This window comes from Mediterraneibacter glycyrrhizinilyticus (assembly GCF_015560805.1).
Classification (GTDB): domain Bacteria; phylum Bacillota; class Clostridia; order Lachnospirales; family Lachnospiraceae; genus Schaedlerella; species Schaedlerella glycyrrhizinilytica_A.
In genome coordinates this window covers 96537-110712 of record NZ_JADMSO010000007.1, presented here as the reverse complement: position 1 = coordinate 110712, position 14176 = coordinate 96537, and the positions used below count along the sequence as shown (strand labels likewise).

The window sequence follows — 14176 nt, the reverse complement described above, 5'->3', positions numbered from 1 at the left end:
GGAGGATTTAAAAAATGGATGCAAAATTACAGGGATATATCGACAAACTGAACGCTTTGAACTTTAAAGACATGTACAACGGAGACTTCTTCCTTACATGGGAAAAATCCGACGATGAGATCGAAGCCGTATTTACCGTAGCTGACGCGCTCCGCTACTTGAGAGAAAACAACATTTCCACAAAAGTATTTGAGAGCGGTCTCGGAATCTCTCTGTTCCGTGACAACTCCACACGTACACGTTTCTCTTTCGCTTCTGCCTGCAACCTGCTTGGTCTGGAAGTTCAGGATCTGGATGAGGGAAAATCTCAGGTTGCACACGGCGAAACTGTTCGTGAGACAGCAAACATGATCTCTTTCATGGCTGACGTGATCGGTATCCGCGACGATATGTATATCGGAAAAGGTAATAAATACATGCACGAAGTTGTTGACGCTGTGACAGCAGGAAACAAAGACGGAATCCTGGAACAGAAACCAACACTTGTAAACCTGCAGTGTGACATCGACCATCCGACACAGGCTATGGCTGACATGCTCCACATCATCCACGAATTCGGCGGCGTTGAGAACCTGAAAGGCAAAAAACTGGCTATGACATGGGCTTACTCTCCGTCTTACGGAAAACCGCTTTCCGTACCGCAGGGAATCATCGGACTGATGACACGTTTCGGCATGGACGTCGTTCTGGCTCATCCGGAGGGATACGAAGTATTCGAGGATGTTGAAAAAGTTGCAAAAGAAAACGCGGAAAAATCCGGCGGATCTTTCACAAAGACAAACGATATGGCAGAAGCATTCAAAGATGCCGATATCGTATATCCGAAGAGCTGGGCTCCGTTCGCTGCAATGGAAAAACGTACGGAACTGTACGGAAACGGCGACTTCGACGGCATTGCAGCTCTGGAGAAAGAACTGCTCGCTCAGAATGCAGAACACAAAGACTGGGCTTGTACCGAAGAACTTATGGCAACGACAAAAGACGGAAAAGCGCTTTATATGCACTGTCTGCCGGCTGACATCACAGGCGTAAGCTGTGAAGAGGGCGAAGTAGACGCAAGCGTATTCGACCGTTACAGAGATCCGCTTTACAAAGAAGCTAGCTTCAAACCATATATCATTGCAGCTATGATCTTCCTCGCAAAATTTGCAGATCCTGTGGATGTCCTGAAAAAACTGGAAGAAAAATCAACACCGAGAGTTTTTGAATAATCTTTCAACATAATATCCGTGTATATAGATCGGCACGGACATCATTTGAGGCGTATGCCCGTTGTATATCAAGGCGAAACAATCTTACAGGGCATCTGCACCTTTGCGGGTGTCCTGCATTTTTATATTATGATAATCAGGAGGAAATTCTTATGTTAAAATATGTAGACACAAAAAACGCACCGGCAGCTATCGGACCATATTCTCAGGGGATTATCGTGAACGGAATCGCATTTTTCTCCGGACAGATCCCACTTTCCGCTGAAACAGGCGAAGTTGTGGGAACTACGATCGAAGAACAGACCGAACAGGTCATGAAAAATGTAGCCGCACTGCTTGAAAGCCAGAACGCTTCCTTTACCGACGTCGTAAAAACAACCTGCTTCCTTGCAGACATGGGTGATTTCGCGGCATTCAACGAGATTTATGCAAAATATTTCACTGGAAAACCGGCACGTTCCTGTGTCGCTGTCAAAGCACTTCCAAAAGGAGTTCTCTGTGAGGTAGAAACCATCGCTTACGTTGGGGAGGAATAATTATGGCAAAGAAAAAAAGAATTGTCATCGCACTGGGCGGAAACGCGCTCGGCAACACACTTCCTGAACAGATGCAGGCGGTAAAGATCACCGCCCGTGCCATCGTGGATCTGATCGAAGAGGGATGTGAAGTGATCGTCGCACATGGAAACGGTCCTCAGGTCGGCATGATCAACAATGCAATGATCGCTCTGACGCACGAAGACGAACAGCAGCCAAACACGCCGCTCTCCGTCTGTGTGGCAATGAGCCAGGCATACATCGGATACGATCTGCAGAATGCACTCCGTGAAGAATTGTTAAACCGCAATATCACTGATATTCCTGTGGCAACCATGATCACACAGGTGCGCGTAGATGCGGAAGATCCTGCTTTTGAAACTCCATCCAAACCGATCGGACGTTTCCTTACTAAAGAACAGGCTGATGAAATGGCTGCAAAATATGATTATATCATGAAAGAAGATGCAGGACGCGGATACCGCCGTGTTGTTGCCTCTCCGAAACCGCAGGAGATTGTAGAGATCGGAACGATCCGCAATATGGTTGACGCCGGTGATCTTGTCATCGCCTGCGGCGGCGGCGGTATCCCGGTCGTACGTCAGGGCAACCACTTAAAAGGAGCCAGCGCAGTCATCGATAAAGATTTCGCAAGCTGCCTGCTGGCAAAAGAATTAGATGCAGACTTTCTGATCATTCTGACTGCTGTCGAAAAAGTAGCGATCAACTTCGGAAAGCCGGAAGAAAAATGGCTGGACAACATCACTGTAGACGAAGCAAAGCAGTATATGGAAGAGGGACATTTCGCTCCGGGATCCATGCTCCCGAAAGTACAGGCCGCCGTGGACTTTGCAGAATCCAAACCGGGTCGTCAGGCTTTGATCACATTGCTCGAAAAAGCAAAGGACGGAATCAACGGAACTACCGGAACTCGAATCAGCTTAAAATAGTAAGATAGGAGGATCACTATCATGAACAAATCAACGACCCGCGCTTCCTTATTTGAATTAAACGGTGTGCCTGATTTAAAACAGGCTACACCGTTGGCTTTCCAGCACGTCGTGGCAATGATCGTAGGCTGTGTTACACCGCCGATCATTGTCTCCGGCGTAGCCGGACTCTCCGAACAGGATTCGATCATCCTGATCCAGGCAGCACTTGTCATGTCCGCACTGTCTACACTGTTACAATTGTTTCCTTTTATCCGGAACCGGTTCTTTAGTATCGGTTCCGGACTCCCTGTCATCATGGGAATCAGTTTTGCCTATGTACCGACAATGCAGGCGATCGCAGGCGATTTTGGCGTCGGCACAATCTTAGGAGCCCAGATCGTCGGCGGTGGCGTGGCGATCATCGTCGGACTGTTTGTCAAACAGATCCGCAGATTTTTCCCGCCTCTGATCACGGGAACCGTTGTATTTACGATCGGTCTTTCCTTATATCCGACTGCGATCAATTACATGGCAGGCGGTACTTCAAGCGAAGATTACGGTTCCTGGCAGAACTGGTTCGTCGCATTTATCACACTGGCGATCGTAACTTTATTGAACCACTTTGGAAAGGGAATCTGGAAACTGGCGTCGATCCTGATCGGTATGATCTGCGGTTATGTCGTTGCTCTGTGCTTTGGCATGGTTGATTTCTCCCCAATCGCGGAAGCATCGGTATTCCAGCTTCCGTCACTTATGCACTTTGGAATCAATTTTGAAGTTTCTTCCTGCGTGGCGATCGGTCTTTTGTTCGCGATCAACTCCATACAGGCGATCGGTGATTTCAGTGCGACAACAAGCGGAGGGCTGGATCGTCTTCCGACAGATAAAGAATTGAACGGCGGTATCGTCGGATACGGAATCGGAAATATCATCTGTGCACTTTTCGGCGGGCTTCCAACGGCAACATTCAGTCAGAACGTCGGTATCGTAACAACTACAAAAGTTGTAAACCGCTGCGTTCTCGGAATGGCTGCGGCAATCCTGCTCATTGCCGGACTGATCCCGAAATTTTCTTCTGTCCTAACGACAATTCCATACTGTGTGCTCGGAGGCGCTACGGTTTCCGTATTTGCTTCCATTGCCATGAACGGAATGAAATTGATCACTTCCGAAAAGATGAATTACCGAAACACCTCCATCGTCGGACTTGCCGCAGCGCTTGGTATGGGTATCTCTCAGGCAAGTGCAGCACTGGCAACTTTCCCGGACTGGGTAATGACGATCTTCGGAAAATCTCCGGTCGTCATCGCGACACTTGTCGCTGTTCTTCTGAACATCATTCTTCCGAAAGAAAAAGAAGAAAAAACAGAGAAACAATAGCTTATTTTATACTCCTAAAAGTCAGATATGTGATACATACAGAGCCGGTCACGACGAAATCGCGACCGGCTCTCATTTTTAAAAACATACTTTCTAAAAACTCAGAACAACTGCTCTCCCGCTACATATTTGGCATGGATCTCGCGTTCATCTGCGAGATAAACCATCCGTTCCAGTCTCTGTTCGATCGACAGTTGCTGCGGATGTTTCAGTCTCGCATCATCCAATACGATCAGATCAAGGTCATATCCCTCCTCAAAACTTCCGACCTTACCGAAGAATGCTCCGCCGCCCTTGGTCGCCATGTAAAAAGTTTCCGGCAATGTCAGCGGCTTCAGCGAATCATCTTTCAGACGCCAGCGCAGTTTCGATGCCTGGATCGCATGTGCCATTGCAAGGAACAGATTTTCCGTGGAGCCTCCTGCCACATCGCTTCCAAGTCCTACATGAAGCCCCTCATCAAGATACGTACGGATCGGAGCAACTCCCGACGCCAGATTCATATTGGATTCCGGACAATGGGCGACAAATACGCCGTTTGCTTTCATCCTTGCGATCTCACGCGCATCTGAGTGGACACAATGTGCCATGACCGTCTTCACATCGTTTCCAAACAATCCAAACCGATCGTAAGCATCTCCGTAAAATTCCGATTCCGGACACAACTCCTGTACCCAGGATATCTCCCCATAATTCTCCGACAGATGTGACTGTACCGGAAGCTCGGTCTCTGTCTGGATCTCTTTCAGTAATTTCATCAGTTCGTCGGTACAGCTCGGGATAAACCGCGGCGTCAAGATCGGCATTGTATTGTGATATGCCCGGCTTTTGACATCCTCAAGCCATAGCTTTGTCTCCTCGGCAGAACTCCTGGCCGATGCCTCGCTTAAATAATCCGGGCAGTTCCGGTCCATATTGACCTTACCCACCATCGTGCGAAGTCCCGCTTTCTCAAGCTGATCCATCAGATACAACGTCGCCTCCCGATGTACGGTTGCGAAGATACATGCTCTCGTCGTTGCGCTCTTTCTTAAATTCTCTGCAAAAATCCCATATGCTTTCTTCGCATAATCCAGATCCCGATATTTCGCTTCCTCCGGAAATGTGTTCGTCTCTAGCCATTCCAGCAATTCCATATCCATTCCGAGACCGCGGAATGCATACTGCGGTGCATGGACATGCAGATCGGACAGGCCCGGGATCAAAAGCCGGTCTCCGTAATCTTTGACTGGAATCCCGGCGTAAGTATCCGGCAGAGCCGGATACACACCTTTTACTTTCCCCTCTTCACAGACAAGATAGCCATTCTCACAGATTTCCAGCTGCATCGGGGTTTTACTATAAACAATGTTGCCTTTTAAACCAAACACGGTATTTTTTGCGCTCATAAGGCGCACCACCTTTCTGTTTTCTTTCTTCTTACCCAAGTGTCATAAATGCATAACGCAGTACAAACACGATGGAAATGATCGCTGTCAACACTCTCACATCTTTGATCTTTCCTGTGAAAAGTTTGATCAGGCAATACATGATCAATCCGACTGCCACACCGTTTGCGATCGAGTATGTAAACGGCATAAATACGATCGTACAGAATGCAGGAAGCGCATTTGTCATATCGCTGAAATCCACATCTTTGATATTTCCAAGCATCAAAATACCAACAAAGATCAATGCCGGTGCGGTTGCCGCCCCCGGAACGATCCCCACGATCGGAGCAAAGATGATCGAACCTAAGAACAACAATGCGGTTACCAAACTGGTCATACCTGTTCTTCCGCCTGCCGCGATACCTGCGCTGGACTCTACGACCGTTGTTACTGTTGAAGTTCCGACCATAGCTCCTGCTGCGGTTGAGATCGCATCGGACATCAACGCTTCTTTCATGTGGATGATCTCTCCGTCTTTATCAATCATACCTGACTGTTTTGCCGCACCCATCAAAGTTCCGATGGAGTCAAACATGTTAACCAGTGAGAAACTGATCACCAGCATCAAAACGGTAAAGAATGTATCGATCGGATTCTTTCCCGAAAACATTCCGCCAAAGTCCATTTTCATAAAGGATACTTCAAAGAAATCCGCAAATTTTGCGCCGATGTTCATATCAAACGCCGATAATTTTGTAACGCCCAGCGGAATTCCAACGATCGTTGCCGCTACGATTCCCAAAAGGATCGAGCCTTTTACGTGCTTTGCATGGAGCACGCCGATCACAACAAGACCGACCAGTGCGACCAGTGCGCCGCATACGAGCGCCATGTTTCCGTCTTCACTTCTCCACTGTGCAAAGTCTACCATGCTGATCAGCGTGGACGGATTGCTTACGACAAGTCCCGCATTCTTCAAACCGATGATCGTGATAAACAGACCGATTCCCGGTGTGATCGCCAGCTTCACCGCATCCGGTATGGAGCGGATGATCGCTTCTCGCAGACCGACTGCCGTGATCACGATGAAGAAGATACCGGAGATAAACACAATGACAAGCGCTTCATTGTAGCTGTATCCCATCCCCAGCACGACCGTGTATGCAAAAAAAGCATTCAGTCCCATACCGGGAGCCTGTGTAAACGGAACTTTCGCATACAGCGCACAGAGTATCGTTCCGATAAACGCGCCGATACAAGTACCGATGAACACACCGTTTGAAATCTTGCCTGCCATTGCTGCATCCCCCATGATCACATAAGGGTCTGCCAGAATCTGAGGGTTCAGGATCAAAATATACGCAATCGTAATAAATGTCGTTACACCTGCCAAAACCTCAATCTTCATTGTAGAGCCATTTTTTGAAATCCCAAAAAAACGTTCAAAAAAACCATCCTTTTTTTCTTCCATTTTAGAATAATCCTCCCTTTCAAAAAATTTCTGCTTCCCCGTGCCGCATGTTTTCCATTTTGAAAAACTGCATTCCACAAGTCCGGCCACGACTTTTTACACGTCGCTCCTGTGCCGGTTCAACAGAAAATCCGAATGAGGATTTTTGTAAGAACAGCTCCTGACACGAAAACATCCGCGGAACATTTTCTCGGAGATCTCTGCATCCTGAAATCATCAGAATAATTTTACCGGATGCCTGGCAACAAAAAAAGAGCGACCACACAAGGTTATGTAGTCAACTCTTTACGGTAGTTGGTAGAAACACTGAGCCAATCCTCAGCATATACATAAGTCAGCAGTGCTTTATTAAATTACCATCATTATAGCATCCGGATTTTTTTGTGTCTATTGCCAGTTTTGCCAGTTTTTTCACAAAATTTTTGTGATTTTTGAATAGTTCTAAAAAATTTTTAGAATATGTTATTCCTCTATCTGTTCCAGATCCTGCATCCAGACCGTCATGCACGCATCACTCGGCATCCGCCAGTCTCCGCGCGGAGAAAGCGCTACGGTTCCGACTTTCGGTCCATCCGGCAGACAGGAACGTTTAAACTGCTGGGTAAAAAATCTCCGGCAAAATGTCTTGAGCCACTTCAAGATCGTATCTCCGTCATATTCGCCTGCAAATGTCTGCTTTGCCAGCCGGTAGATCTTGGACGGTTCATAGCCAAAGCGGAGCAGATAATACAGGAAGAAATCATGAAGTTCGTACGGTCCCACAAGGTCTTCGGTCTTCTGCGCGATATCTCCGTCTTTCGGCGGCAGAAGTTCCGGACTGACCGGCGTATCCAGCACATCGTACAAAACCTCTTTCAGCGCTTCATCCTCGGTCGTATCTGCCGCATGCTTCACAAGATAACGTACCAGCGTCTTCGGGATCGAGGCGTTGACTCCGTACATAGACATATGATCGCCATTGTAAGTCGCCCAGCCGAGCGCCAGTTCCGAGAGATCTCCGGTTCCGATCACCATACCGCCCATTCCGTTGGCAATATCCATCAACACCTGCGTCCGTTCTCTCGCCTGCGCATTTTCATAAGTGACACTGTGCTCTTCCGGATCATGTCCGATATCCCGGAAATGGACATTGACCGCCTCTGCGATCGGCACTTCCCGAAGCGTTGCCCCGAGCTGGACGGACATCTTGCATGCATTCTGATAAGTCCGGTCTGTCGTCCCGAAACACGGCATTGTCACCGCATGGATATTCTTCTTATCCAGTCCAAGAAGATCAAATGCCCGCGCCGTCACGATCAATGCCAACGTAGAATCCAATCCTCCCGATATACCGACAACGGCGCTCGACGCATGAGTATGAGCCAGACGTTTTTTCAGTCCCATTGCCTGAATCGTCAGGATCTCCTCACAGCGGTTTGCCCGGAGCAGTTCGTTCGGCGGCACAAACGGGTATTTGGAACATCTTCTTGTCAGCTCCGTCTTCTCGATATTGAGATCAAACGGCACGCGGACAAGATTTCTCTCTCCCCGCATCCGAAATGTCGTGTTCTGACGGCGTTCTCTGACGACTCTTTGTACATCGATTTCCGAATAAATTGCCTGATTACAGAATCGCTTTGCCTCTTTTAAGATACTTCCGTTTTCCGCAATGATACTATGTCCGCCAAACACAAGATCCGTCGTCGATTCTCCCTCTCCGGCATTGGCATAAATATATCCTGCGATCAGACGTGCCGACTGTCCCTGGATCAATTCACGGCGGTACACGTCTTTCCCGATCGTCTCGTCACTAGCCGAACAGTTGACGATGACCGTCGCTCCTTCCAGCGCAGATTCGATGCTCGGCGGGATCGGAGACCATACATCCTCGCAGATTTCTGCCGCTACGATCAGATTGTCTATGGAACGTGCCTGGAAGAGAATCTGCGGTCCGAACGGCACGCTTTCCCCATCGAACAGAATCTCTCTGCACACTTCCGGTCCCGGCGCAAACTGCCGCATTTCGTAAAATTCCGCATAGTTCGGGAGGAACGTCTTTGTCGTAAATCCGAGAATCTTCCCACGATTGACCGCCGCCGCAGTATTATACAGCTTTCCGTCTGCCTGAAGAGGCGTACCGATAAATACGAGCATATCTTTTTCTTTTGTATATGCCGCGATCTTTTTGACCGCACATTCCGCCGCATGTAAAAGTACATCCTGTGAGAACAGATCTCCGCATGTATAACCCGTCACGCAAAGTTCCGGGAATACAACGATCTTCGCCCGCTCCTGTGCAGCCTCATCCAGTGCCGCACAGATCTGCTTTGTATTATATTCCACATCCGCCACGCGGATATCCGGCGTCACTGCCGCCACTTTCACAAATCCCTGTCTCATCTTTTTTCACCGCCTATCTGCTCTTTTTCAGCAATTCGGATAATTCTTCTACTGTGAAATGATATGCCGTATTACAGAAATGACATTTCACTTCGATCGTTTCTCCGTCGTCGATCATCGACCGGATCTCTTTCTTTCCGACACTGATGATCACTTTCTCGATCCTTTCTTTAGAACAGTTACAGGAAAACTGTGCCGGAAGCGTGTCGGTCACTTCCATATCCAATCCCTCCAACACCTGAGAGAGCATCTCTTCCGGTGTATGTCCGCCGTCCAGCATCGATGTCACGGACTGGATCTTTGCGATATTTTCTTCCAGCTTCGCCAATACCGGTTCCTCGATAAACGGCATCACCTGTACGATAAATCCGCCCGCGCAGCGTACGGTATTGTCTTTGTTCATCAGGACGCCTAATCCTACCGAGGACGGAACCTGCTCGGATGTTGCAAAATAATACGTCAGATCTTCCGCGATTTCCCCGGTCTGCAGGATCGTCTGTCCGCTGTAAGGTTCTTTCAGTCCCATGTCCTTGATCACGTTGAGGATTCCAAGACCGAGCGCTCCGCCCACGTCCAGTTTGCCGTTTTTCGGCGGAAGGATCACCTCCGGCTCATTGACATATCCTTTGACGTTGCCCTGCGCGTCGGCCGTCACGGTCAGTCCCCCGATCGGTCCCTGACACTGGATCTGCAAAGTCAGTACATCGGTGGCATTTTTCATCATGCTTCCCATCATCACGCCGCCGGTCAGAAGCCGCCCCAGCGCCGCCGTCGCCACCGGACTCGTATTATGACGGGAACGCGCCTCCTCCACCAGTTCTGTTGTCGATGCGGCAAATGCACGGATCTGTGCATTTGCTGCCGCTGCTCTTACAATATAATCTTTCATGCTCTTTCTCCTTTTCCTGCAATCACATAAATCCGCTCGCTCGTATCGGTCGGTCCCTCTTTCGTAAATGCATCGTATGCCGCCAGAAAACGCATTCCTGCGGCTTCCAGAAGTTCCCGCATTTCCACCAATGTATATGCCCGCTGATAGTGAGTCTCCCGATATCTGCGGTACATCTCATATCCGTCCCGGTTTTGTTCTTCTTCCCGGATAAACAGGCTCAGTTCATATTCGTTGATCCGCTCTTCCTCATAGTAATAATTGTCCCATATGAAGCTGCACGTCTCCCGGTTCTCCGCGATGGTCTGATCCCCTAGTACTTCCCGGTATTTATACTCTGTATTAAAATCAAAGATAAATACCCCGTCCGGATCCAGATAATTGTCTGCCCAGTGAAATACCTGCTTTAAATCATCCGGCTCTGTAATATAATTGATCGAATCACAGATACTGACGATCGCCCGCACCGTGCCGTAAAGTTCAAATTCTCTCATATCCTGCAGAAGATATAGAATTTCATGTCCGGACTTTTCTTTCTTATCCTGCGCGATCTCGAGCATCTCCTCCGACGCGTCGATCCCGATCATGTCATATCCTTTTTCCGCCAGATATTCTGTCATCGTTCCGGTTCCGCACCCGAGATCCGCAACGATCCCGTCGCAGATCCCGTACTCTTCTAACAGCCCGCTCAAATACGCTCCCCACTCTTCGTAAGGAACATTGTCCATAAAGATATCATATACTTCCGCAAATCCCGTATAAGCTTCCATACGCACCTCCTGCTGTTCCTGCTTTTAGTATACAACGCCGATCGTACTTCCGATAATATTCTGGTTGCCGTCCGCATCGACCAGATAAACATCAATATGGTACTCTCCGGTCTTATAGTTAAATTCCGGAACGTCGATATTCATCCAGAACGTACCGTCCTCCTGCTGCTCTGCCTGCATCCACTGCAGATCGCTCTGGTCTTCCTCGGTCCAGACTGCCACGTTGACCGTACCGATACCTTTTCCAGCATCGTTGATCTCCGAGATCTGCACCGGAAGCTGCCCGCTCATAGAATCATATTCGTAGACCGTCACGAGAGCCGTCGGCAGATTTTCTTCCACTACTTCTTCCTCCTCCGGTTCGATCCCTGCTGCAAATTCTTCCATCAGCTTCGATTTCTTCTGGAGCTCCTGTGCCATCCGGTCTGTTCCGTATAACTCTGTCAGCGTCATCTCATCCGAGAACAGATTGGTTCCCAGTCCCAGGCGGTTTCCCTCGATCTCCACACCAAGCCCCGCAAGTGTCGTCGGAAAATCGTCAAACGTCGTGTACTCTCTTCTCAAAGACGGATCTGCCGTCTCCGCCGCCGGATTGATATACACCGTATACATTTTCCGCACATAATCTTCCGGCACGTCCTCGCAGAAATCACTGTCCATCGTCGGGTGATCCCCTGTGATCACGATCGTCGTATTCTCATAGAAATCCTGCTGCCGGATCCATTGGATAAATTCGCTGATCTGATGGCTGGAACATGCCATCACATTGGCATACTGATCGTCTTCAAATTGATTCTGGCACAATTCGCAGACCCATCCGTCCTCAAAATGCGTATCCACCGTCAGCATCGTCAGGTTAAACGGCTCTCCGCTCTGTGAGAGGTTCAAAAGCTCTTCCTTTGCAAAGGAAAACAGTTTCTCATCCTCATATCCCCACCATACACGATAATCTGCCGGGATCCATCCCGCTTCCACCGCATAATTATAATCTTTGATATCAAAATTGCCGTGCTCCATATAGAGCTGTCTGCGGCTTCCGAATGTGGCGTCGGATCCGATCAAAAGTGTCTGCCGGTAGCCCGCGTCCTCCAGCACATCTCCGATCGTCTGCACTTCCGGGAGAAACACGTCCTGCGCAACTTCCGAATTTGCCCCGCCCGGAAGCACAAGAGGAAGACCGGAAGAATGAGCAAACATCGCCGCCACGGTCCACGTTGTGGACGGCATCGAATAACCGCCGTTCAACGCAGGATCTTCGCCGGAAAAATCTTCGTTCTCCTGCGCCAGCGCCGTCAGTTCCGGGATCGTATTTTCTTCAAACCCTCCGCCGTTTTCTTTTGACGTAAACGTTGTCTCCAGCGACTCCAGATAAATATAGATCAGATTCCGCTTTTGCTCCGGAAATTTCAGTTCCACATCGTTCGGACTCACATAGTTGTCATCGATAAAAGAAGAATAGGTACTCTGATTCTTCGAATAATTTCCGATATCCAGACGATCCCAGGCGTATTTCAGAGATCCTCCCGCCGTCAGGACCGATACCGCCGCGATCAGTCCCAACACAAGATGATACCCTTTCTTCTTCCTCATTCCGAAAAGAACTGCGATGACCAAAAGGATCACGATGATCACCGCCGGAATACAGGCATTGATATAGTCCAGGATCATTCCCTCGTTCGTACCGGTGATCGGTGCGTTCAACTGGTACATCAATTCATCCATATTCAAATATTTCCATGTGTCAAACATCCAGGAAATACTGCCGCACAGTAAGACGGACACACCGCAAAGCAGTGTCACAAATACCGCTTCCAGTCCGTATCCGATTCCCCGGATGATTTTTTTTATCCGCTGTAATCCTATTTTTTCCACGCTACTACTCCTTTATGTATCCGATCGCTTACAGTCTGTCCTCAGACTCATCCGCCATTTCTTCCATGAATATCCGTTCACGTTCCCTGCGCGCACGATCCCGCTTCCGCTGCCGCTCCCGCTCCAGTGCAACATGTCTGGAATACAGAACAAAGACCGCCAGCAGAACAAACAGAACACAAAAAACGACTCGAAGTGCATTTTTCAGTGCACTTCCGCTCTTCTTTTTGTCCTCCGCCTGTTTCCGGTCGTTTACTTTTCCACTTTCCGAACCGTTTTCAGCCGTGTTATCCACATTCCGATCCGACTTGTCTTCCGCTCCCACATCAAATTCATACGGAACCATCGTTTTATACAGACAGACTGTCCTGCGCCCATCCGTATACTGTACGTTCACTGCCGCCAGAAAAACTCCGGGTTCCAGTTCCGCGATCGCCTCCGGTTCGTCTATCACAACATTTTCAAACTGAAAATCAAGCTGGGATTCCGATACGAGCGTCTTCCGGGAGATCGAGTACATATTGATATAATCTCCGATCCCCATATTCAATGTCAGCGGAAAGTTGATGATATAATCGCCGCTGACGCAAAGATCCTGAAAATTCTCTCCCTTTGCGGTTCCCGCATACTGTCCCAGATCTTCAATCACCTGAAATGAACTGTCCAGTATCTTAAAACTGTATCCTCCTGCCGCATCCGTCTGAATGACGTAGCGGTCATTTTCCTCATCGTAATCGATGCCCAGAATATTATAATCCGCCGCAATCTGCAGCTTACTTTTATACTGCAATGTATCCGCATCCATCAGATAAATACATCCCCGGTTTGCCGGATCATACGACGTATAAAGTGCCACTGCGATCTCATTGGTATTGGGATTGTACGCCATCCCGTTGGCATGTTCGTAATCGGTCTCCTGCACCCGCTTTGCGAGCGCATATCGCTCCACCGGATTACCGTCCTCATCGGTGTCGTTCCGATAATAAGCTTTCACGATATCCGGTTCCCCGGTCGCCTCCGCATAATTCTCCATGCAGATGATATATTCATCGGTCACGCACATCGACTGCACGATCCCCTGCGCGCCCTCCAGATCATCTTCCAGGATCTTTTCCCAAGTGACGCCCTCAAACGCCTGATCGGACGCGATCCCCGCCTGTACTTCCTTTGCAGCAAGATTCCAGCAGAAAAAAATGCCGGTCAGGCATGACAATATATATAGTAAAAACGCTCCCCGTTTCATCCATCACTACTCCCTGCTAAAATTCCCCTGTCGTTTATCATAACATTTTGTAAATTCCTTGTAAAGGAAGAAAAAGAAGCACCGCAAAAGTCGATGATCTCGCATCTGCTTTTGCAGTACTCC

Annotated in this window: 11 protein-coding genes and 1 riboswitch; of the genes, 4 read left to right on the top strand and 7 right to left on the bottom strand. The window is 48.7% G+C overall.

The window, feature by feature from the left end:
- Positions 1-14: 14 nt before the first annotated feature.
- From ygeW to I2H87_RS08735, 4 genes are all read left to right on the top strand, one after another.
- Positions 15-1211, top strand: coding sequence for a knotted carbamoyltransferase YgeW (gene ygeW, locus I2H87_RS08750; RefSeq protein WP_195609736.1), 1197 nt, complete (start codon positions 15-17; stop codon positions 1209-1211).
- Between the two features lie 152 nt (positions 1212-1363).
- Positions 1364-1747, top strand: coding sequence for a RidA family protein (locus I2H87_RS08745; RefSeq protein ID WP_009268557.1), 384 nt, complete (start codon positions 1364-1366; stop codon positions 1745-1747).
- Positions 1748-1749: 2 nt separating this feature from the next.
- Entirely contained in the window at positions 1750-2697 is a 948-nt protein-coding gene (gene arcC / locus I2H87_RS08740; RefSeq protein ID WP_009268558.1) for a carbamate kinase, read from the top strand.
- 21 nt (positions 2698-2718) lie between these two features.
- Positions 2719-4059 carry a uracil-xanthine permease family protein gene (locus tag I2H87_RS08735; protein ID WP_009268559.1) on the top strand — a complete coding sequence of 447 codons (1341 nt, stop codon included), beginning with the start codon at positions 2719-2721 and terminating at the stop codon, positions 4057-4059.
- Between the two features lie 101 nt (positions 4060-4160).
- Here the strand turns inward: I2H87_RS08735 and I2H87_RS08730 are convergent, their stop codons facing one another.
- The 7 genes from I2H87_RS08730 to I2H87_RS08700 form a co-directional block, all read right to left on the bottom strand.
- Entirely contained in the window at positions 4161-5447 is a 1287-nt protein-coding gene (locus I2H87_RS08730; RefSeq protein ID WP_195609735.1) for an amidohydrolase family protein, read from the bottom strand.
- A 31-nt stretch (positions 5448-5478) separates the two neighbouring features.
- Positions 5479-6900 (bottom strand): NCS2 family permease, encoded by a 1422-nt coding sequence (locus I2H87_RS08725; protein ID WP_195609734.1) that lies wholly within the window; start codon positions 6898-6900, stop codon positions 5479-5481.
- A 254-nt stretch (positions 6901-7154) separates the two neighbouring features.
- A riboswitch (purine riboswitch) is annotated at positions 7155-7251 on the bottom strand.
- A 111-nt stretch (positions 7252-7362) separates the two neighbouring features.
- Entirely contained in the window at positions 7363-9279 is a 1917-nt protein-coding gene (locus tag I2H87_RS08720; RefSeq protein WP_195609733.1) for an NAD(+) synthase, read from the bottom strand.
- A gap of 13 nt (positions 9280-9292) precedes the next feature.
- Positions 9293-10168, bottom strand: a complete 876-nt coding sequence (gene hslO, locus I2H87_RS08715; protein WP_195609732.1) for an Hsp33 family molecular chaperone HslO — start codon at positions 10166-10168, stop codon at positions 9293-9295.
- Positions 10165-10938 carry a class I SAM-dependent DNA methyltransferase gene (locus I2H87_RS08710; RefSeq protein WP_195609731.1) on the bottom strand — a complete coding sequence of 258 codons (774 nt, stop codon included), beginning with the start codon at positions 10936-10938 and terminating at the stop codon, positions 10165-10167. Before I2H87_RS08710 ends, hslO begins: the two co-directional genes overlap by 4 nt.
- Positions 10939-10962: 24 nt before the next feature.
- A complete protein-coding gene (locus I2H87_RS08705; RefSeq protein WP_195609730.1) occupies positions 10963-12810 on the bottom strand; it encodes a GBS Bsp-like repeat-containing protein in 1848 nt (615 codons plus the stop codon).
- 28 nt (positions 12811-12838) lie between these two features.
- Positions 12839-14053, bottom strand: a complete 1215-nt coding sequence (locus I2H87_RS08700; protein ID WP_195609729.1) for a hypothetical protein — start codon at positions 14051-14053, stop codon at positions 12839-12841.
- Positions 14054-14176 lie beyond the last annotated feature (123 nt).

Coding starts and splice junctions, on each gene's coding strand:
- I2H87_RS08745 (WP_009268557.1), top strand. CDS start 1,364: ATGTTAAAATATGTAGACACAAAAAACGCACCGGCAGCTATCGGACCA.
- arcC (WP_009268558.1), top strand. CDS start 1,750: ATGGCAAAGAAAAAAAGAATTGTCATCGCACTGGGCGGAAACGCGCTC.
- hslO (WP_195609732.1), bottom strand. CDS start 10,168: ATGAAAGATTATATTGTAAGAGCAGCGGCAGCAAATGCACAGATCCGT.
- I2H87_RS08730 (WP_195609735.1), bottom strand. CDS start 5,447: ATGAGCGCAAAAAATACCGTGTTTGGTTTAAAAGGCAACATTGTTTAT.
- I2H87_RS08735 (WP_009268559.1), top strand. CDS start 2,719: ATGAACAAATCAACGACCCGCGCTTCCTTATTTGAATTAAACGGTGTG.
- I2H87_RS08725 (WP_195609734.1), bottom strand. CDS start 6,900: ATGGAAGAAAAAAAGGATGGTTTTTTTGAACGTTTTTTTGGGATTTCA.
- ygeW (WP_195609736.1), top strand. CDS start 15: ATGGATGCAAAATTACAGGGATATATCGACAAACTGAACGCTTTGAAC.
- I2H87_RS08710 (WP_195609731.1), bottom strand. CDS start 10,938: ATGGAAGCTTATACGGGATTTGCGGAAGTATATGATATCTTTATGGAC.
- I2H87_RS08720 (WP_195609733.1), bottom strand. CDS start 9,279: ATGAGACAGGGATTTGTGAAAGTGGCGGCAGTGACGCCGGATATCCGC.
- I2H87_RS08700 (WP_195609729.1), bottom strand. CDS start 14,053: ATGAAACGGGGAGCGTTTTTACTATATATATTGTCATGCCTGACCGGC.